The sequence below is a fragment of the Streptomyces sp. NBC_01294 genome (assembly GCF_035917235.1).
Classification (GTDB): domain Bacteria; phylum Actinomycetota; class Actinomycetes; order Streptomycetales; family Streptomycetaceae; genus Streptomyces; species Streptomyces caledonius.
In genome coordinates, this window is sequence record NZ_CP108423.1 from 2141225 (window position 1) to 2159651 (window position 18427).

Here is an 18427-nt window from a genome sequence, read left to right on the forward strand (position 1 = left end):
CCGCCTTCGCCATCTGTCTGCCCCTGTCCAAAGAATCGTCGTGCTGTGTCATTGGTTCTGGTCGACCAGCGAGGTGCCGGCGAGCGACACCTTGTCCGCCAGCGCCAGTAGTCGCTCGTCCACGTCGGGGACGGTGTCCCCGGTCGCGATCACGAAGCCCGCGCGGCCGAGGAACTGCCTCGGCGGCAGGCGGAGTTCGGTGCCTGGTTCGCTGACCCGCCGTACCTCGTGCACCCACGGCTCGTCGGTGAGCCCGGCCGGGACGTCGATGTCGTCGAACGTCATGTCCGACGCGGGGTAGAGGAAGCGGATGCCGACCAGGCGGTCCGGCTGCGGTATCGGCTCGGGTTCGCTGCCGGTGGCGACGGCGCCGAGGACGCCGCCGATCGACAGGCCGGGGACCGCGATCTCGGCGAGGTGCGGGATGAGGTCGCCGCCGAGCCGGCCGTTGACCTCGACGACCTTGGGCCCGTCGGTGGTGAGCATCAGCTCGGTGTGGGTGACGGCCCGGTCGATGCCGAGGGCCTTGTTCGCGGCGATCACCACCTCGCGGACCGCGGCCTCGGTCTCGCCGTCGAGGACCTTGCCGACGACGTGCGCCACTTCTTCGAAGTACGGCGGGTAGCCGGTGCGCTTCGCCGAGATCGAGAAGGGCTCGACCCTGCCGTCGAGCACCCAGCTGTCCACGGCGATCTCCGGACCGGCCAGGAACTCCTCGACGAGGACCAGTCCGTCCTCGATGGACGGGTTCTCCGCGTCGCGGACGAGGGCGAACGTCTCGCGCAGTTCGGCCTCGGAACGGACGATCCGGACCGCGATGCTCGCGGCCTGGCCGCGGGGCTTGAGCACCACGGGGTAGCCGATGGCGTCGGCCGCGGCCACCGCCTCGGTGACGGAGCCCGCGAGGTCGTACCGTGCCGACGCGACGCCCGTCGCCCGGAAGCGCTCGCGCTGTCGCGCCTTGTCGCGGCACGCCCGTGCCGCCTCGACCGGCATGGTCGCCACGCCGAGAGCGGCGCCGACCTCCGCGGCCACGCGGACCTGCATTTCGTCCCAGGTGAGCACGCCGGCCACCTCATGGACCGCGGCGAGCTCCTTGGCCGCGGCCAGCACCTGCGCCCGGTCCTTCAGCTCGACCTCGCGGTGGTCGGCCACGTACGGCGACTGCCAGGCCAGCGGGGTCTGGGCGATCAGCAGGACGCGGTGGCGCTCGGCCAGACCGCGCAGTGCGTACTCGCGGAAGTGCTGGTCTCCGGAGCCGATGACCAGGATGTTCTCGCTCATGTCCGTCCCCCGAACGTCAGATCCACGAGACGGCTTCGGTGAGCTCGTCGTCGTAGAAGCCGAAGAAGAAGCCCATGGTGATCCGGTCGGAACCGGTGACCTGCTCGATGGAGTGGTAGTAGGTGGGGTTGAGCAGGTAGACGTCCCCGGCTCGCGGCTTGAACTCGTGGGCCGGAGCGTCGCCCGTCACCGCCTCGTCGTAGCCGAGGCCGCCGACGATCTTGTACTCGTTGTCTTCCCCGGACCAGCGCTTGCGGTGGATGCGCAGTTCGCCGCCGTCCTCGCACTCCTGGATGCACACCACGCAGCTGAGCTGGTGGCGCAGTTCGGCCAGGGCCAGTCCGGTGCCCGCGGCGTCGCGCATGATGTTGTCGTTGTGCAGCGGGGTGCGGATGTTGTCCGCGTAGATCCGTACGTTCTGCTGCGAGTAGCTGCGGCCGTCGGCTTCGGACTCGGTGTCGAACCGCTTCAGGTCCAGCACTTCGGCCAGGCGTTGACGGGTCCGCGCGCCGAGGTCGACGCCGATGGACTCGGTGAACTCGTTGGCTTTGAGCGCCTCGGCGAAGTACGTGTCCGGATCGTCCAGGTGCTTGGCCAGGTAGGGGCCGATGGTGGTCAGGCTGCCGTTGCTGTACTGCGTGGTGGACGCCTGGCCGAAGACCGGCGCCAGCCGCTCCCGGTTCGCGTCGAACACGGACTCGGGCAGCAGATTGCGCAGCACCACCACGGCCACCGTGCCGTCGACCAAGCGCCTGACCAGGTCCGCTCCGTCGATGTTCTTGTCGCGATCGACGTCGATGACGATGCGACCCCATTGCTCAGTCACCCTAAATACCTCCTGCCGATGTGGCTCATCAGGCGGCGCGATCCCCGTCCCGGACACAACATTGCCATGGTTGCCAAATCTTGGCAAGTGATCGGTCCCAGCCATCAAAAGGCCCTCCACCTGCATAAATGAGCCCGCGCACGCGTAGGTAGGGCCCACTGGGGCCGAAATGCGAGGTGGGGCGCATCGATGCGCACGCCCGGCCATGACTTGATGTTGCCAAGCATTGCCAGTGGTTGCTACGGTCGGCGCCACCAGCCGGGAGATGGCGTGCCATCCGGCGACGACCGGCCGCGGCCGCACCCAGAGCGAGTTGCTCAGCCGCCCAACGCAAGCTCGAACCAGTGAATGGGGAAGTTGTGTCTCTGTTGGCCGAAGTTATGACCGTGAACGAGCGCGAAATCCGCTTCGGCGGCGTGCGCTACGGGTTTTCCGTCGGACACGGTCCGACGTCACTGCGCGCCCTGACGCGCAAACTGGAGGGCCTCGACGCCGACCGGTTCGTGATCATCGCCGACACCGGCCTGTCCGGGGAGCAGATCGACGAGATCGCCCGGTGCGCCGGCGAGGTCGCGCCCACCACCGTGCTGCCCGTCACGGCGGACGAGAAGGCCAAGAGCCTCGACGTGGTCAACTCCCTCGCCGAGCAGCTGATCCCGACCGGGGTCACGCGGCGCTCCGTCATCATCGCGCTGGGCGGCGGCCTGGTCGGCAACATGGCGGGCCTGCTCAGCGCTCTGGTCTTCCGGGGCCTGCGCCTCGTGCACATCCCGACCACGCTGCTGGCCATGTCCGACTCGGTGCTCTCGCTGAAGCAGGCGGTCAACTCCAGCGTCGGCAAGAACCACCTGGGCACCTTCCATGCCCCGGTCTTCGTGTGGAACCACCTGGACTTCCTGGACACGCTGCCGGCGGACGAGATCCGCTCGGCGCTCTGCGAAATGATCAAGAACGTGCTGGGCATCGTGCCGGACCGGTACGCGGCCGTGGCCGCCCGGCTGCGCGCCGACGCGCAGTACACCCCGGAGGACATCGCCTGGTTCATCGACCTGTGCGTGGACGCGAAGTCCGCCGTGATGCGCGACGACCTGCACGAGCGCGGCGACGCCCTCGTCCTGGAGTACGGCCACACCATCGGCCACGCGGCCGAGCTGCTCACCGGCGGCGAGCTGCGCCACGGCTACGCCATCGGCCTCGGCATGCTCGCGGCCGCCCGGATCGCACGCGAACTGGGCCTGCTGACCGCGCAGGAAGAGGCCGCGCACCGCGACCTGCTCGTCCTCAACGGCGCGCCCACCGTGCTGCCCGCCGGGGTGACCCTGGAGGGCGTGCTGCGCACCATCTCGCTCGACAACAAGCGCGGCTATGTCAAGGGGACCGCGGGCACCCGCGACCTCATCCTGCTGGAGGGGCTCGGCCAGCCGCACCGCCCGGCCGGTGCCCAGATCACGCAGGTGCCCGAGGCCGTCGTCCGCCTCGGCATCGAGTCCATCACCGCCGAGGTGGCGTGATGGCGACGATCGTCCGCGGCGAGCGGTCCCCGTTCGGCCCGATCATCAACGACATCAGCGGTCTGGCGACGACCCACCGCCAGGTCGGCGGCGAGGGCGTGTGCCGGTGGAAGATGCTGATGAACGGCATGCACCTGGAAGGCGAGTGGAACTGCGTCGAGTACGTGGTCCTCACTCCCGGCGCCGGCGTCGGTGAGCACGTGCACATGCGCACCGAGGAGATCTACTACATCGTCCGCGGCCAGGCCGTCGTCACCATGAACGACGTCGAGCTGCACGCGGGCCCCGGAGACCTGATCACGACACCGATCGGGGCGGCGCACTCCATCGCCAACCGCACCGACGAGGAGATGCACTTCTTCGTCATCGAGGTGTTCCCGGGCGAGGGACCGGCGGCCGAGCCGGCCCAGCTGAACGTGCCGGCCCGGCTGCCCGACGCCGACGGCGTGCGCCGCGCGACCGTCGACCTGCACCCGTACTTCACCGGTGCCTGGCACTCCTTCACCCTGTTGGACATCCCGGGCGGCGATACCGTCACCGAGGAGGCGCAGGCCGACCACGCCCAGGTGCTCCACCTGCTGGATGGCAGCGCCGAGTTCGAGGTGAACGGTGGACGGCACGAGGGCGGGGCCGGGCTTTCGCTCGCGATCCCGCCCCACACCCCCTGGACGGTGCGCTCGGCCGGACCGGTCTCGCTGATCAGCACCCGGGTGGCGGTCTGATGAACCTGGGACTTGACGGCCGGCGCGTGCTCGTCACGGGTGCGGCCGGCGGGATCGGCGCGTCCACGGCGCTGGCCTTCGCGGCCGAGGGCGCCAGGCTCGGCTTGGTGGACCGGGACGCCGAGGGCTTGTCCGCGGTCGCCGACGCGATCCGCGACAAGGGTGGAGAGGTCGTGGTGCGGACCGCCGACCTGTCCACCGCCGACGGCGTGCAGAGCGGGGTCACCGGCATCCTCGACGGCTGGAACGGCACGGCCGACGTGCTGATCAACAACGTCGGACAGTGCCTGGCCCGGTCCTTCGACGAACTCTCCGACGCCGACTACCTGGCAACCTTCGAGATCAACTTCCTCAGCGCGGTGCGGGCGATCCGTCTGGTGCTGCCGGGCATGCGCGCGCAGGGTCACGGCAGCGTGGTGACCAACACCTCCGACCTGGCCCGCCAGCCCGAGCCCGGACTGGTCGACTACCAGGTGTCCAAGGTGGGCCTGGTCAGCCTGACCAAGAGCCTCGCGCTGTCCGAGGGCCCCGGGATCCGGGTCAACGCGGTGGCCCCCGGCCCCGTGTGGACTCCCCTGTGGACCCGGCCCGGCGGCTTCGCCGACACCCTGGGCGACCTGCACGGCCGGGACGCCGAGGCGGCGGTCAAGCACGAGCTCAGCCGGCGCCAGCTGCCTCTGGGCCGGATGGGCGAGCCGGACGAGGTCGCCCAAGTGATCACGTTCCTGGCCTCGGACGCCGCCGCCTTCGTCACCGGAAGTGTCTGGGGCGTCGACGGCGGCACCATCCGCGGCCTGCTCTGACCCCTCCCGAACGCACGAAAGGCGGTGCCATGACTCTGGCCCTGCACGGCGGAGAGCCGGTGCGCACCACTCGCTGGCCCCTGTGGCCACAGCCCGCCCCGGAGGCCGCGCAGCAGCTCGCCGAGGTGCTCCACTCCGGGCGCTGGTCGATCAGCGGACCCTACCGGGGCGCGGACACCAAGGAGCGGACCTTCGCCCGGATGTTCGCGCAGTACAACGAGGTCGCGCACTGCGTGCCGACGGCCAGCGGCACCGCCGGGTTGATGATCTCCCTCGAGGCGTGCGGGGTCGGCGCGGGTGACGAGGTCATCGTTCCGGGGATCTCCTGGGTCGCGACCGCGTCGACCGTGCTGGCCGTGAACGCCGTCCCGGTCTTCGTCGACGTCGACCCGGACACCCTGTGCATGGACCCGGCGGCCGCGGAAGCCGCCATCACACCCGCCACCAAGGCGATCGTCGTCGTCCACCTGTACTCGGCACTGGCCGACATGGACGCGCTGCGCGATCTGGCCCGGCGCCACGACCTCACCCTGATCGAGGACGCCGCACAGGCCCACGGCGCGGTCTACCGGGGCGCCAAGGCCGGGACCATGGGCCGCGCCGGAGCGTTCAGCATGCACCACACCAAGGTGCTGACCTGCGGGGAAGGCGGTGCGGCGGTCACCGCGGACCCTGAGCTGGCACGGCGGATGGCCGAGCTGCGCGCCGACGGCCGGCACCAGCCCGACCTGCCGCCGCCGCTGCACGAGATGGAACTGGTCACCACCGGCACGCTGATGGGCAGCAACCGCGCGCTGTCGGAGTTCCACGCGGCGGTGCTCATCGCCCAGCTCGGCCGGCTGGACCGGCAGAACGAACAGCGTGCGATCCAGGCCTCCGTACTGGAGAAGGCGCTGGCCGACCTCGGTTTCGCCACTCAGCGGACCTCGGACGGCACCGAGCAGCGGACCTACTTCGGATTCGTGATCCGGCTGCCGGAGGAGTTCGACGGCGTCGACAGTGCGGCGGCCGGCGCCGCGTTGAGCGCGGAACTGGGCCTGCCGGTCAAGCCGATCTACCCGGCGATCCCGGCCAGCCCGCTGTACCGGCCGGGCAGCCGCCGCAGGTTCGACCTCGGCGCCGAGCACCGCAGGCGGATCGACCGCGCCCGGCACCGGCTGCCGGTCAGCGAGCGGGCCGCGACGCGTCATCTGACCTTCCACCACGGCGCACTGCTCGGGGAGCGGTCCGATGTGGACGACATCGTGGCCGCGCTCGTCAAGCTGCGGGACCACCGCGCCGAACTCGTCTGAGGAGAGGAACCCATGAACGCCACATCCGCCGCACCGGTGGTCGTCATCGTCGACGGCTACTCCAACTCCGGTGCCTACGTAGCGGAATACGCCAAGCTCGGAGTCGACGCCCTGCACGTGCAGAGCACAGCGGAGTTCCTGCCCAAGATGGTCCCGCCGGACCTGTCCGTGTACCGGGAGACGTTCGTGTGCGCCGACGCGGACGCGGTCGACGCCACGGTGGACCGGCTGCGCGCCTACGCGCCGATCGCTGTGGTCGCCGGTCAGGAGCCCGGGGTTCCGCTGGCGGACCTGCTCAGCGAACGGCTCGGGGTGGCGACCAACGGCACCGCGAAGTCCCCCGCCCGGCGGGACAAGTTCACCATGATCGAGACGGTTCGGGCGGCCGGTCTGCACTGCGCCGGACAGTTCGTCAGCTCCGATCCGGACGAGATCACGGGCTGGGCCCGCGACCTCGGCAGCTACCCGGTGGTGGTCAAGCCGCGTAGCTCCTCCTCTTCGGACAACGTGTTCATATGCCGGTCCGAGGCGGAGGTGGCTCAGGCCGCGCGGGCGGTGCTGGCCGGCATCACCATGTACGACCAGCGCAACACCGACGTCCTCGTCCAGTCCTATCTGGACGGCACGGAGTACATCGTGGACACGGTGAGCGCGAACGGGCACCACACGGTGTGCGGGGTGTGGCGCTACGACAAGAACCTGCTGCCTTCCGGCAGGCCGGTCTACGACCTGGACGTGCTGCAGGACCCGGACGCACCGCACGTGCGTGAACTGATCGCCTACGTGCTGCGGGTGCTGGACGCCCTGGGCATCGAACACGGTCCCGGCCACGCCGAGGTGATCACGACGGAGTCGGGTCCCGCGCTGGTGGAGCTGGGCGCCCGGTTGAACGGGAACATGAACCCCGCCCACCACGACGCGTTCAGCGGGACCAACCCGGCTCGTCTGGGCGCCCTCGCCTACGCGCGGCCCGCCGAGTTCACCGCCCGCTACGGCGGCAAGGTCTACGCCAAGTCCTGTGAGGCGGTCGTGCACAACGCCGTCACCAGCCGTGAGGGTCTCGTGGCCGAGGTCGACGAGGCGGTGGTCGACAAGATCGCCTCGCTGCCCACGGTCCGGGAGGTCGTGGTCCGGCGTCCTGCCGGGACCCGGCTGGTACCCACCGTCGACCTGATGACCAGTCCCCTGCGCGTGTTCCACATCGGTGGCTCGCACGCCGAGATCCTCGCCGACCACCAGGTCACCGGGCAGCTGACGGAGGACGTCTTCCGGCTGGCCGAACCGACCGGCTGACCCGCTATCCCCAGGGAGAACCATGAACGACACACCCAGGTCTCTGCTGTTCTGGGGCGGGTCCGCACCGATGGACCTCGGACGCGACGTGGGCACCCGCCTGCTCCGGCAGGCCGCCGCCCGCGAGGTCACCACGCAGGTCACCACCGAGTTCCCGGACGTGCCCGAACTGGCCGCACTCGCCGGCACCCTGCACCACACCCAGGTCGAGGACCCGGCGGCGGCCGTCGCCTGGGCCCGGGGGCGACAGTTCGACGTGGTCCTCGGCGTCAGGGAGCCGGTGCAGGTCGCCCTCGCCGAGGTCGCCCGGGCCGTGGGCGCACCCGGCAACCCGCCGGCAGCCGTACGCACCGTCCGCGACAAGGACCGCTGCCGTCAGGCCCTGCGCGAAGCCGGTCTGCCGCAGCCGGAGTTCCGGCTGTGCACGGATCTCGCCGAAGCCCGGGCGTTCCTGGACGGCACGACCGGTCCGTGGATCGTGAAGCCGCGGGACGCCTCCGGCAGCCTCGGCGTCCGCAAGGTCACCGCGCCCGGCGACCTGGCCCCCGCCGTGGCCGCGCTGCCCGCCCGTACGGCATTCCTCGTCGAGCAGTTCGTCGAGGGCCCCGAGTACAGCGTCGAAGGCGTGTTCCTGCGCGGTGAGCCCCGGGTGCTGGCGGTGACCGAGAAGAAGCTGCTGCCGCCGCCTAACTTCGTGGAGGCCGGGCACGTGCTGCCCGCCGACCTGCCCACCGGGCTCCACCGGGAGTTCGAACACGCCGTGATCAGCGCGCTCAAGGCGCTGGACCTGCGGTTCGGCATCTTCCACGTCGAGCTGTGGTCCACCGCGGACGGTCCGGTGCTCGGCGAGGTCCACGTCCGCAACGGCGGCGACTGGATCCATCTCATGTTGGAGTACGCGATTCCAGGGCTGGACCTGTTCGGCCTGGTGATCGACGACGCGCTCGGCTCGGACACCGACGCGTACGAGCTGACTCCCTCCAGGGCGGCGGCCGTCCGCTTCCTCGCCCCGCCTCCGGGCCGGGTGAGGCGGGTCGTCGGCTGGGACGACGTACGGCGCCACCCTGCGGTGCTGAAGGCGGATCTGACCGTACGGCCGGGGGACCTCGTCGGCGAGGTCCGCGAGTCCTACGACCGGGCCGGATACCTCGTGATCGGCGCCGAGTCCCCGCGCCGGGCGGCGGAACTGGCCGACCGGCTGGCCGCGCAGGTCCGTTTCGAGATGGACACGCTGCAGGAGGCCGGGGCATGAACCGCAGGGCCTTCACCGCCTGGCTGTCCGCCGACCACGCGGCCGGCAACCTCGGCCAGTACATGATCCTCCCCGTGTTGGGTGTCCTCCTGACCACCCAGGTCAGCGGCGATTGGATCGTCGGCGTCGGACTGTTCGTGTACAGCGCGTCCGCCGGGGTCAGCGCGCTGCTGGTGAACCGCTGGCTGCCCCGGTTCAGCATCGTCGATGCCATGACCGGCAGTACGGTGCTGTCCGCGCTGGGCTTCGGCCTGATGCCCTACAGCCACGACGCCGTGGTCCAGGTGCTGCTCCTCGTCCTGGCCGGCTTCGGCGGCAGCGTCCACTTCCTGCTGTCCAGGGTCCTGGTCGCCGAAGCGGTCCCCGACGCGGTCGGGCGGCACCGGGTGTACTCGGCGCTGCAGATCGCGGTGAACCTGGCCGCGGCGCTCGGCCCCTTCCTCGCCGGACTGCTGTACACGTCGGCCGACCCCCGGGTGCTGCTCACCACCGTCGCCGGGTGCTACCTGCTCGCCGGGCTGTCGCTGCGGTTCGGCATCCCCAGGGAACTCCGGCCCACGGCGACCTCCGGCAGGTGGCCCGTCAGCCGGGCCGTGCTGCGGCTGGTCCGGGAGGACTCCACGATCCGCCGGACGGTGACGATCTGTGTCCTGGGCGCCTTCGTCTACGGCCAGCTGTACTCCGCCTTCGCCCTGTTCGTCGCCCGGGACGTCGGCTCCGCGCTGGTGCGGGCCGCGCTGCTCGCGGCGCCCGCCCTGGCCATCGTCGTCTTCCAGACGGCGGTGACCGCCGCCACGGGGAGGCTGCTGGCCAAGGGCACCCGCCCGTTCACGCTGCTGGTCTACGGCGCCGTCCTGTTCAGCGCCTCCATGGCGGTGCTGGGCGTCGGACTGCCGGTCGTGCTCGGCGCCGCCCTGGCCGTCGCACTGTTCTCCACCGCCGAAATGCTGTTCACCCCGATGGTGAGCACCGCGTTCGCCGGTCTGCCGATCAAGTCCACGCTGGAGGCCTTCAACCTGCGCCAGGTCAGCTGGACCGCCGGCGAGGCGATCGGCTCGCTGGCCGGCGGCACCGTGTTCCTGGCCCTGGACCAGGCAGGTCTCGCCCACGGGTACTGGCTGGGCGTGGCGCTCGGCACCGGCGCCCTCCTCTACGTGCTCGCACGCCACGTCCCCCGGCGCGACACGGTCGTCAACGTCATCCGAGAACCGGCCGCCTGAAGCCAGGAGAGAAAGGAACCCACCATGTGCCGACTCATCCTCGCCTCCGGGGACTTCGCCGTAGCGGACATCACCGCTGCCGCCCTGGACATGAGCTGTGGCCGGACCGCCGCTCACGACAACCCCACCAAGGTGCACGCGCACGGGTGGGGCGCGGTCTGGCGCGAGCACGAACAGGGGCCCGGGCACGGGCTGCGGGCGCACACCGACGTACGGCCGATGGCCGACAGCCTGCACGAATCCCTGCTGCCGGAGGTCAAGACGGACTTCCTGGCCATCCACACGCGCAACGCCAGCCTGGAATCCCAGCGCGGCCTCGACTTCACCCACCCGTTGTCCAGGGACGACGGCTGGTACTTCATGCACAACGGCTATCTGCCGACCGCCTACCAGGGGCTGGGACTGCCCGCCTCCGCGTTCGACTCGCGGGAGTACTTCGACTACCTCGTGCCGCGCGACGCCGACGGCCTCGATCCGGCGGCGGCTCTCGGCAAGCTGGACGCGCTGGCGCCCGGCGGGAACTCCGGCAACGCCATCGCCGTGCATCCCGCGGGCGCGTACCTGGTGCACTGGAGTGCGCCCTCGGTGGCCACCCCGGTGTTCTTCGCGATGCAGCGCCTGAGCCTGCCCGGGCTGGAGGTCATCGCCTCCGAGGTGGTCCCCGGTCTCGCCCCGGCCAGGCTGTGGGAACCGGTTGCGGCCGGCACGGTCTCGTACTTCCCCTTCCCGAAGGAGTCATGAGGTGTCCGCTAGCGGCGACACGTACCGGCAGGTGCTCCAGAAGATCGACGCGCACGGCGTCGAACTGATCCGCTTCCTTTGGGTGGACCACAACGGCATCGTCCGGGGCAAGGCGGTGACCCGCCAGTACCTGCAATCCCGGATGGAATCGGGCATCGGGCTGGCCAAGTCCAGGCAGGCGGCCGGCCTCATGGACATCGGCGTGCCGGTGCCGGGCTTCGACGCCGTCGGCGAGGTGCGGCTGGTCCCCGACCCGGAGACCTTCATCGCGCTCCCGCACGCGCCGGGTTCCGGAGCCATGCTGTGCGACCTGGTCCAGCTGGACGACACGCCCTGGGACGCCTGCCCCCGCACCTTCCTGAAGTCCGCGCTGGAGGCGGCGGGCGAACTGCAGGTCGTGGCCTCCTTCGAGCCGGAGTTCACGCTCTGCGACAGCCGGCCGGAGCCCGGCGCGCTGAGCCTGCTGGACGACAGCCTGTGCTTCGACAACACCGGCTTCGACGCCGCCAACGACTACGTGATCCAGCTGCTCAGGGGCCTGCAGGGGCAGGGCATCGACGTGGAGGTGTACCACCCCGAATTCGGTGCCGGGCAGCACGAGATGACCTTGCGGCACGGCCCGGCACTGAGGGCGGCCGACATCTCGGTGTGGCAGAAGGTGATCACCAGGGGGCTGGCCGCCTCGATGGGCCTGTGGGCGACGTTCGCCCCTGCGCCCGGGCCCGGCTTCCGGGGCAACGGGAACCACCTGCACCTGTCCATGTGGAAGGACCGTCCCGGCCGCGGCCCGGAGAACGTGTTCGCCGACGGCGCGGACGCACTGGGCCTGTCCGAGACGGCCTACCACTTCATCGGCGGGGTGCTCCGGCACCTGCCCGGCCTGCTGGCCCTGACCTGTCCCAGCGTCAACAGCTACGAGCGGCTGCAACCGGGCATGTGGTCCGGCGCGCACGCCTGCTACGGCCAGGACAACCGGGAGGCCGCCGTGCGGATCCCGAGCAGGCTGCGCGGCAGCGCGGCCGCGTCCACCAACGTCGAGCTCAAGGCGGTCGACTCCACGGCGAACCCGTACCTGGCCATGGGCGCGGTGATCTACGCGGGCATGGACGGCATCACCCGCCGGATCGATCCGGGACCCCAGCTCGCGGAGGACCCGAACGGGCTGTCCGACACGGAACGGGACCGCCTCGGTCTGGGCCTGCCCCGGTCCCTGGAGGAGTCGCTGGAGGCGCTGCGCCGGGACGACTACCTGATGGACGTGCTGGGTCCGCTGCGCCGGCAGGTGTATCCCGCGATCAAGGAGGCCGACATCCGGGCGGTCAAGGAGATGGGGGACGACCTCGCCTTCCTGACCTACGCCACGCGCTACTGAAGACCCGCGCCCGTCACAGGAGGTCGCCGTGCTGGAACAACCCGCCTTCGGGCAGCGGCTGCGGGCACTGCGCCGTGAGCGAGGACTGTCGCAGGCCGCACTGGCCGCAGGCGGCCTGTCCACCGGCTACCTGTCCCGGCTGGAATCGGGCACCCGGCCGCCCACGCGACGCGTACTCGAGCACCTGACCAGGCGGCTGGGACTGCCCGCGTCGGCGTTCGCCCGGGGGTCGAGCCAGAGCCTGTCCCAGGCACTGGCCGTGGCCATGTCCTCCGCCCGCATCGGTCCGGTCGCCGACGAGCTGGCCGTGCTGCTGCACGCGGGCGAGGACCGGCTGGATCCCGCGTTGCGCTGGCAGTCGCTGTGGCTGCTGGCCTCGGTACGGGACGAGGAAGCCCGGTACGAGGACGAACACGAGCTCCTGGTGGAACTCGGTGAGCTCAGCGAGGCCATCGGCATCCCCGAGCTGACCGTACGGGCCCGCATCCGGCTGTCCCGGTGCTGCCTGCTCCTCGGGAACACCGCCCGCGCCCTCACCGAGGCGCAGGAGGCACACCGCCTGGCCGCAGGCCTGTCGGTGGACGACAGGTCGGCTGCTCTGCACGCGCTGATCCGCGCGGAGGCCGAAGCGGGCCGTTCGGACGAGGCCCGGGCGCACGCCCGCGAACTGTGCGAGCTGACAGCGGCGGAACCCGGGCCCCTGCACGGGGAAGCCCTGCGGGCGACGAGCCGGCTGCAGGCCCGCCATCGCGACCACGCGAAAGCCCAGCGGTAACCGGAACGCGCCCTGGACCGGCCGAGCCGGGAGGAAAGCCCGTGGCTGCGGGCACGGGCGTCCCCGCTCCACCCGTGGTCACCACGCGGTCGATGACCGTACCGGCGGCCGGCCCATCCAGGGCCGGCCGCTTTGTCAACTCCGGGTCGCGGTCCGAACGTGCGACGATCCGGGCAGCAATCGAGAGGGTTCACAGGCACATGGGCAAGATGCACGCCGACGAAGCGGAGACCGACGCCGGGCTGGTCCGGCGGCTGCTGCGCGCTCAGTTCCCCCACTGGGCGGACCTGCCGGTCACCCGGCTCGCCTCCGGCGGAACCGTCAACGCGATCTACCGACTCGGCGAGGACCTGACCGTCCGGCTCCCGCTGCGCCCCGGCGGCGCCGAGGCCATCGCCATGGAGGCGGAGCTGCTCCCCCGGCTGGCACCGCTACTGCCGCTGCCGGTCCCCGAGGTGGTGGCGACCGGCGCACCCGGCGAGGGATACCCCCTCACCTGGGCGGTGCACCGCTGGATCGAAGGCCACACCCCGGTCGAGGGCGAGCTGGCCGAGCCCGAGCGCGTAGCCCGCGACCTCGCCGCGTTCGCGGTCGCCATCCGCGGGATCGGCCTCCCCGCCGGCCCGCCCGCCCACCGCGGCGAGCCGCTGGTCGCCGAAGACCGGGAGATGCGGGCGGCGATCGAGGCACTGCGCCGCACCGGCGAACCCTTCGACGCCGACGAAATCACCGCGGCCTGGGAGGAGGCACTCGCCGCGCCCCGGTGGGCCGGCCCGGCCTGCTGGACGCACTGCGACCTGATGCCGAGCAACCTGCTGCTGGCCGGCGACCGCGTCGGCGCGGTCATCGACTTCGGCACCGTGGGCATGGGTGAACCGGCCACCGACCTCATCCCGGCCTGGAACCTGCTGCCCGCCTCGGCGCGGCAGGTGTACCGCGATGCCGTGGACGTCGACGACGCGACCTGGGCCCGCAGCCGGGGCTGGGCGCTGTCCATGGCGGTCATCCAGCTGCCGTACTACCGGACCACCAACCCGATCATCTCGGCCAACGCCCGGTACGTCATCGGGGAGGTCCTCGGCGCCGCGGCATAGCGCGGTGCCGAGGACCTCGGGACACCGAAGAGGGGCGCTCCTTCCGGAAGCGCCCCTCTTCGGTGCGTCGTGCGGCCCCGGCTACCCGGGACGCCTGGGGAAGATCGGCTCGCGCCGGACCAGCCGCCAGTGCAGCCGGATCCGCCGGTGCAGCATGCCCATCGTGCTCATGCGTTCATCCCGTCACGCCAGGCGATCCACCGCCGGAGCGTCCCCAGATCGAATGCGGGGCCGCCCGCGCCGACGATGAACAGCGAGACACCGAGTTCGTGCAGCTCGGTCCCGAGTTCGTTCGGGTCGCCCTCGTGCGCGGCCAGGCCGGACACGCTGGTCGACACCTCGATCTCGGCCGGATCCCGGCCCACGTCCGCGCAGTGCCTGTGCAGGACGGACAGCTTGTGCCGAACCGTCGCCGGATCGTGGAAGGCGTGCCAGATGTCCGCGTGTTCGGCGACGAGGCGCAGGGTGCGCTTCTCGCCTCCCCCGCCGAGCAGCAGGGGCAGCTTCCCGGCCGGCGCCGGGTTGAGCCGCGACAGCCGGGACTTCACCCGCGGGATCGCCGCAGCGAGTTCCCGGAGCCGTTCGCCGTCGGAGCCGAACGGGTAGCCGTAGTCGGTGAAGTCCTTCTCGTACCAGCCGGAGCCCAGGCCGAGCATGGCCCGGCCGCCGCTGATGTGGTCGACCGTGCGTGCCATGTCCGCGAGCAGATCAGGATTGCGGTACCCGACGCAGCTCACCAGCGGTCCGAGCTGCACCGTCGAGGTGGACTCGGCCAGCGCCGCGAGGACCGTCCAGCATTCGAAGTGCTGCCCCTCCGGATCGCCGGTGAGCGGGAAGAAGTGGTCCCAGATGAAGATCGCGTCCGCGCCGAGCGCCTCGGCTTCGGCTGCGGTCCGGCGGATCGACGCGTAGTCGGCGTGCTCGGGCTGCAGCTGCAGCCCGATGCGTACGGGCCGCCCGCTCATGCCGCTCCGCCGTACTCGGCGAAGGTCAGCTCGGTGAACAGCTGCGGGCGGTCCGGCGCCAGGTTCAGCTCCCGGGCCCGCCTGAGCATGTAGCGCCAGTACGGCTTGACCGGCGGCCACAGCGGGCCGACCTCGCAGTAGGAGGCGTCGACGAAGTAGCGCGGCTTGCCGAGCCCGCCCGGGCGGGGCCGGCGGGCGTGGAAGAGGGCCGAGTGCAGTACGACGGTGCTGCCGGGCGGCAGCTCCTCCAGCACGACCTCGCCGGGCAGCGGGCCGGTGCCCAGGTGCACACGGGCCGTCTTGTCCGCTCGCTCCCGGTGCGACCCGGGAAGCACCACCAGCGAGGAGGTGTCGGTGCTCAGGCCGTCCAGGTAGTGCAGGGCGTGGATCATGGTCGCCGAGCGGTCGGTCTGCGTGCTGTGCTCGTAGTCGTGGTGCCAGGGCTTGCCGGGCACGTCCGGGGCCTGGCGGTCGCTGTGCAGGTGGTGGAACGCGTAGGGCGCGCCCATCAGCTGGTCGAGTATCCCCAGTAGCGGGGACCAGGTGATCAGCTCGCCGTGGGCGGGCAACTCGAGCTCCATGACCGGCGGGACGCCGAACTTCTCCGGGTCCTTCACCGAGTCGATGGAACGCGCCCGCAGGCCGTCGTCCACCCACCGGTCGACCTCGGGCTTCATCCGGGCGACCAGGTCCCGGTCGAGGAAGCCGGGCAGGATCAGGTAGCCGAGCTCCTCGAACTGCCGCAGCTGATCGGGACGCAAGGCAGTCGGCTTGTCGTGGGCGAGCAGAAGAGCGTTCGGTGTCATCGCATTACCCCCAGGGGTTCTACAGATCGGTGAACAATTGATCGATGAACGCGGAACGGAACTTGCCGTCCGGATCGTGCTTCTCGGCGAGGCGGGCGAAGTCCGCCGCGCGCGGATAGCCGGCGGTGATCCGCTCGGCCGGGGTCTCGGTGAGCTTGGCCCAGTGCGGCCGGGCGCCCAGGGGCATCAGCTGTTCCTCGATGGCGGCGATCACCGGCCGTACCGAGGGCAGGTCCTTGAGCCAGGTGAAGTGGAAGGTGACGGTGTCCCGTCCGTACGCGGAGCTCAGCCACAGGTCGTCGCCGCGGACCGTGCGCACCTCGGCGATGTGCAGCACCGGGGCGATCCGGTCGGCCAGCGCCCGGATCGCGGCGAACGCGGTGGCAGCCTGGCTCCGGGGCAGGAAGTACTCCGACTGCAACTCCTCACCGGCGCCGGGCGTGAGCTCGGGCCGGAAGTGCGGCAGCCGCTGGTACCAGGGGCCGGGCACGCCCAACTGCTCGGTGCTGGACGCGGGATCGACCCCGGGCACCGGGTGCACCGGCGCGGCCGCCTGACGTCCGCGCCCCCAGCGGGAATCGGGCCGGTCGGTACGGCGCTTGAGCCACACCGATCCGTGACCACTGCGCCAGTCGGTGAACAGGCTGACGCTGTAGGCGGCACCGAACACCGCGTCCACGTCTTCCGCGACCTCGTCCAGCGGCACGTCCGGGCAGACCGTCTGCGCGACTTGGTAGGCCGGTTCGACGTCCAGGGTGAGCCGGGTGACCACGCCCAGCGCGCCCAGCGCCACCACCGTGCCGGCGAACTCGTCGGCGTGCGTGTCCCGTCCCAGTTCGACGAGGTCACCCTCCGGACCGACGAGCTCCAGGCCGGACACCGCCGCGGCCAGACAGCGCTGGCCGTCACCCGAACCATGGGTTCCGGTGGCCACCGAGCCTGCCACCGAAATGTGCGGGAGGGAGGCCATGTTGCCGAGCGCATAGCCCGCCCGGTGCAGGTACGGCGCCAGCTCGGCGTAACGCGTGCCCGCCGACACCGTCACGGTGCCGGCCTCCGGGTTCAGCAGCATCGACTCCGCGAGCCCGTCCAGCCGGACGAGGTCACCCGTGGTGTCGGCGACCCCGCTGAACGAGTGCCGGGTGCCCAGCGCGCGGATCCGGTCGGTGCGGGCGACGAGCGCACGCAGTTCGTCGACCGTGCGCGGGCGGTGCACCCGGCGCGCGCCGTAGGTCAGGCTGCTCGCCCAGTTGCTCATCGTCTCGGACATCGCGGTCACCGCTTCCCACCGGCGAGTGCGGCGGCGGGTACGGGTGCCGGTGCCGGTGCCGGTGCGCCCAGCTGCTGCTCGACCGGAACGATGCTGTAACCGCGCTCCAGCAGCCCCTCGATCATCGGCGCCAGGGCCGCCACCGTCTGCGAGCGGTCGCCGCCGCTGTCGTGCAGCAGCACGATGGAGCCGGGCCGGGCCTGCTCGACCACGCCGGTGGCAATGGTGTCCGCGCCGGGCATCTGCCAGTCGTCCGGGGCGACGTCCCACAGCACGGTGGTGAGCCCCGATTCGGCCAGCCAGCCGAGCACTTCCGGAGTGCGCGAGCCGTACGGGGGCCGGAAGAGGGTGGGTGCCCGGCCACCGGCGGCCGCGGCGATCGCCTCGTTGGTGCGGTCCAGCTGCTCGACGAGCTGGGGCCGCGTCAGTTCGAAGAGCATGGGATGCGACCACGTGTGGTTCCCGATCCCGTGGCCCTCCTCCAGCATCCGGGCCAGGTACTCGGGATAGGCCGTCGCGTACATGCCGGTACAGAAGAAGGTGGCCGGCACGTCGTAGCGTCGCAGGATGTCCAGCACCTGCCCGGTGTAGGGCGGCTGCGGGCCGTCGTCGAAGGTCAGCGAGATCTCCCGGCGCTCGCCGCTGCCCCGGCTGACGCAGGTACGCCGCTCGGTCCCATCGGCCAGGGCCTGCTCGCTGATGCGGGCGAACTCCGCGAGGTCGGACTCCCGCCCGGTCTGGGTGCCCCGGTGGCGCTCGAGCCGGGTCAGCGCGCCGAGCCCGCGGCGCGCGGCCGCCGCGATGTCCGCGGCCGGCACCGCGGCGAAGAGCGGGCGCTCCCCCAGGTGTTGCGGATCCGCGCGGTACACGGTCAGCCCCTCGGCCATCATGCGCCCGTCGAGCACGCCGTTGGTGCTGTCCACGACGGCAGCCAGCTCCCCTGCGAAGCCGTGCAGGTAGCGGATCAGTTCCTGGGTGTGCCGGGGGCCGAACAGCCGTGACGGCCGCCGCCGCTCCCCGCGCTCGTCGATGACGTCCACCGTGAAGCCGTCGGCGCTCCAGGAGATTCCCGAATAGAGCATCTGCCCCCCAGCTTGGCAATTTAATGTCAACATGTGTCAGATTTGCCAGCACATCAGCACTGGTCCACCGCACGTGAGCTCAGCCACGCGGCCCCACGAGCATTAATGATTGGCACAGT

General features: G+C 71.2%; 17 protein-coding genes. 11 read left to right on the plus strand and 6 right to left on the minus strand.

Annotated features, from left to right (window positions below):
* Nucleotides 1-48: 48 nt before the first annotated feature.
* Both OG534_RS09435 and OG534_RS09440 read right to left on the minus strand, forming a co-directional pair.
* The gene (locus tag OG534_RS09435) at nucleotides 49-1284 is read right to left on the minus strand and encodes an ATP-grasp domain-containing protein (RefSeq protein WP_326587641.1); all 1236 of its coding nucleotides are present in this window, start codon (nucleotides 1282-1284) and stop codon (nucleotides 49-51) included.
* Between the two features lie 16 nt (nucleotides 1285-1300).
* Complete coding sequence (locus OG534_RS09440) at nucleotides 1301-2110, minus strand: 2OG-Fe(II)-dependent halogenase WelO5 family protein (protein ID WP_326587642.1); 810 nt, start codon at nucleotides 2108-2110, stop codon at nucleotides 1301-1303.
* A gap of 386 nt (nucleotides 2111-2496) precedes the next feature.
* On the opposite strand from OG534_RS09440, the gene OG534_RS09445 reads away from it, so the two are divergent.
* The 11 genes from OG534_RS09445 to OG534_RS09495 all read left to right on the plus strand — a co-directional run bounded on the left by OG534_RS09445 (nucleotide 2497) and on the right by OG534_RS09495 (nucleotide 14185).
* Nucleotides 2497-3621 carry a 2-deoxy-scyllo-inosose synthase gene (locus OG534_RS09445; protein ID WP_326587643.1) on the plus strand — a complete coding sequence of 375 codons (1125 nt, stop codon included), beginning with the start codon at nucleotides 2497-2499 and terminating at the stop codon, nucleotides 3619-3621.
* Nucleotides 3621-4343 (plus strand): cupin domain-containing protein, encoded by a 723-nt coding sequence (locus OG534_RS09450; protein WP_326587644.1) that lies wholly within the window; start codon nucleotides 3621-3623, stop codon nucleotides 4341-4343. Before OG534_RS09445 ends, OG534_RS09450 begins: the two co-directional genes overlap by 1 nt.
* Nucleotides 4343-5146, plus strand: a complete 804-nt coding sequence (locus OG534_RS09455; RefSeq protein ID WP_326587645.1) for an SDR family NAD(P)-dependent oxidoreductase — start codon at nucleotides 4343-4345, stop codon at nucleotides 5144-5146. The genes OG534_RS09450 and OG534_RS09455 overlap by 1 nt, the downstream gene beginning before the upstream one ends.
* A 29-nt stretch (nucleotides 5147-5175) precedes the next feature.
* The gene (locus OG534_RS09460) at nucleotides 5176-6438 is read left to right on the plus strand and encodes a DegT/DnrJ/EryC1/StrS aminotransferase family protein (RefSeq protein ID WP_326587646.1); all 1263 of its coding nucleotides are present in this window, start codon (nucleotides 5176-5178) and stop codon (nucleotides 6436-6438) included.
* 12 nt (nucleotides 6439-6450) lie between these two features.
* On the plus strand, nucleotides 6451-7731 hold the full coding sequence (locus OG534_RS09465) for an ATP-grasp domain-containing protein (protein ID WP_326587647.1): 1281 nt from the start codon (nucleotides 6451-6453) through the stop codon (nucleotides 7729-7731).
* 22 nt (nucleotides 7732-7753) lie between these two features.
* Nucleotides 7754-8983: an ATP-grasp domain-containing protein gene (locus tag OG534_RS09470; protein ID WP_326587648.1), complete on the plus strand. Its 1230-nt coding sequence runs from the start codon at nucleotides 7754-7756 to the stop codon at nucleotides 8981-8983.
* Nucleotides 8980-10203 (plus strand): MFS transporter, encoded by a 1224-nt coding sequence (locus OG534_RS09475; protein WP_326587649.1) that lies wholly within the window; start codon nucleotides 8980-8982, stop codon nucleotides 10201-10203. The genes OG534_RS09470 and OG534_RS09475 overlap by 4 nt, the downstream gene beginning before the upstream one ends.
* A gap of 24 nt (nucleotides 10204-10227) precedes the next feature.
* A complete protein-coding gene (locus OG534_RS09480) occupies nucleotides 10228-10944 on the plus strand; it encodes a class II glutamine amidotransferase (protein ID WP_326587650.1) in 717 nt (238 codons plus the stop codon).
* Between the two features lies 1 nt (nucleotide 10945).
* Nucleotides 10946-12316, plus strand: a complete 1371-nt coding sequence (locus OG534_RS09485) for a glutamine synthetase family protein (RefSeq protein WP_326587651.1) — start codon at nucleotides 10946-10948, stop codon at nucleotides 12314-12316.
* Nucleotides 12317-12344: 28 nt separating this feature from the next.
* A complete protein-coding gene (locus OG534_RS09490; protein ID WP_326587652.1) occupies nucleotides 12345-13091 on the plus strand; it encodes a helix-turn-helix domain-containing protein in 747 nt (248 codons plus the stop codon).
* 209 nt (nucleotides 13092-13300) lie between these two features.
* Nucleotides 13301-14185, plus strand: a complete 885-nt coding sequence (locus tag OG534_RS09495; protein WP_326593536.1) for an aminoglycoside phosphotransferase family protein — start codon at nucleotides 13301-13303, stop codon at nucleotides 14183-14185.
* Nucleotides 14186-14352: 167 nt separating this feature from the next.
* On the opposite strand, the gene OG534_RS09500 is transcribed toward OG534_RS09495, so the two are convergent.
* The 4 genes from OG534_RS09500 to OG534_RS09515 are packed head-to-tail and all read right to left on the minus strand — an operon-like array spanning nucleotide 14353 to nucleotide 18308.
* Nucleotides 14353-15150: an LLM class F420-dependent oxidoreductase gene (locus tag OG534_RS09500; protein ID WP_326587653.1), complete on the minus strand. Its 798-nt coding sequence runs from the start codon at nucleotides 15148-15150 to the stop codon at nucleotides 14353-14355.
* A complete protein-coding gene (locus OG534_RS09505) occupies nucleotides 15147-15956 on the minus strand; it encodes a phytanoyl-CoA dioxygenase family protein (RefSeq protein ID WP_326587654.1) in 810 nt (269 codons plus the stop codon). The genes OG534_RS09500 and OG534_RS09505 overlap by 4 nt, the downstream gene beginning before the upstream one ends.
* Before the next feature lie 19 nt (nucleotides 15957-15975).
* Nucleotides 15976-17226, minus strand: coding sequence for an FAD-binding protein (locus OG534_RS09510; RefSeq protein WP_326587655.1), 1251 nt, complete (start codon nucleotides 17224-17226; stop codon nucleotides 15976-15978).
* A gap of 5 nt (nucleotides 17227-17231) precedes the next feature.
* Nucleotides 17232-18308, minus strand: a complete 1077-nt coding sequence (locus OG534_RS09515; protein WP_326587656.1) for a polysaccharide deacetylase family protein — start codon at nucleotides 18306-18308, stop codon at nucleotides 17232-17234.
* Nucleotides 18309-18427: the final 119 nt, after the last annotated feature.

What these genes read in the sequence shown, in the direction of transcription:
- OG534_RS09435 (WP_326587641.1), bottom strand. Translation starts at nt 1,284, where the DNA reads ATGAGCGAGAACATCCTGGTCATCGGCTCCGGAGACCAGCACTTCCGC.
- OG534_RS09450 (WP_326587644.1), top strand. Translation starts at nt 3,621, where the DNA reads ATGGCGACGATCGTCCGCGGCGAGCGGTCCCCGTTCGGCCCGATCATC.
- OG534_RS09455 (WP_326587645.1), top strand. Translation starts at nt 4,343, where the DNA reads ATGAACCTGGGACTTGACGGCCGGCGCGTGCTCGTCACGGGTGCGGCC.
- OG534_RS09460 (WP_326587646.1), top strand. Translation starts at nt 5,176, where the DNA reads ATGACTCTGGCCCTGCACGGCGGAGAGCCGGTGCGCACCACTCGCTGG.
- OG534_RS09465 (WP_326587647.1), top strand. Translation starts at nt 6,451, where the DNA reads ATGAACGCCACATCCGCCGCACCGGTGGTCGTCATCGTCGACGGCTAC.
- OG534_RS09470 (WP_326587648.1), top strand. Translation starts at nt 7,754, where the DNA reads ATGAACGACACACCCAGGTCTCTGCTGTTCTGGGGCGGGTCCGCACCG.
- OG534_RS09475 (WP_326587649.1), top strand. Translation starts at nt 8,980, where the DNA reads ATGAACCGCAGGGCCTTCACCGCCTGGCTGTCCGCCGACCACGCGGCC.
- OG534_RS09480 (WP_326587650.1), top strand. Translation starts at nt 10,228, where the DNA reads ATGTGCCGACTCATCCTCGCCTCCGGGGACTTCGCCGTAGCGGACATC.
- OG534_RS09495 (WP_326593536.1), top strand. Translation starts at nt 13,301, where the DNA reads ATGCACGCCGACGAAGCGGAGACCGACGCCGGGCTGGTCCGGCGGCTG.
- OG534_RS09500 (WP_326587653.1), bottom strand. Translation starts at nt 15,150, where the DNA reads ATGAGCGGGCGGCCCGTACGCATCGGGCTGCAGCTGCAGCCCGAGCAC.
- OG534_RS09505 (WP_326587654.1), bottom strand. Translation starts at nt 15,956, where the DNA reads ATGACACCGAACGCTCTTCTGCTCGCCCACGACAAGCCGACTGCCTTG.
- OG534_RS09510 (WP_326587655.1), bottom strand. Translation starts at nt 17,226, where the DNA reads ATGTCCGAGACGATGAGCAACTGGGCGAGCAGCCTGACCTACGGCGCG.
- OG534_RS09515 (WP_326587656.1), bottom strand. Translation starts at nt 18,308, where the DNA reads ATGCTCTATTCGGGAATCTCCTGGAGCGCCGACGGCTTCACGGTGGAC.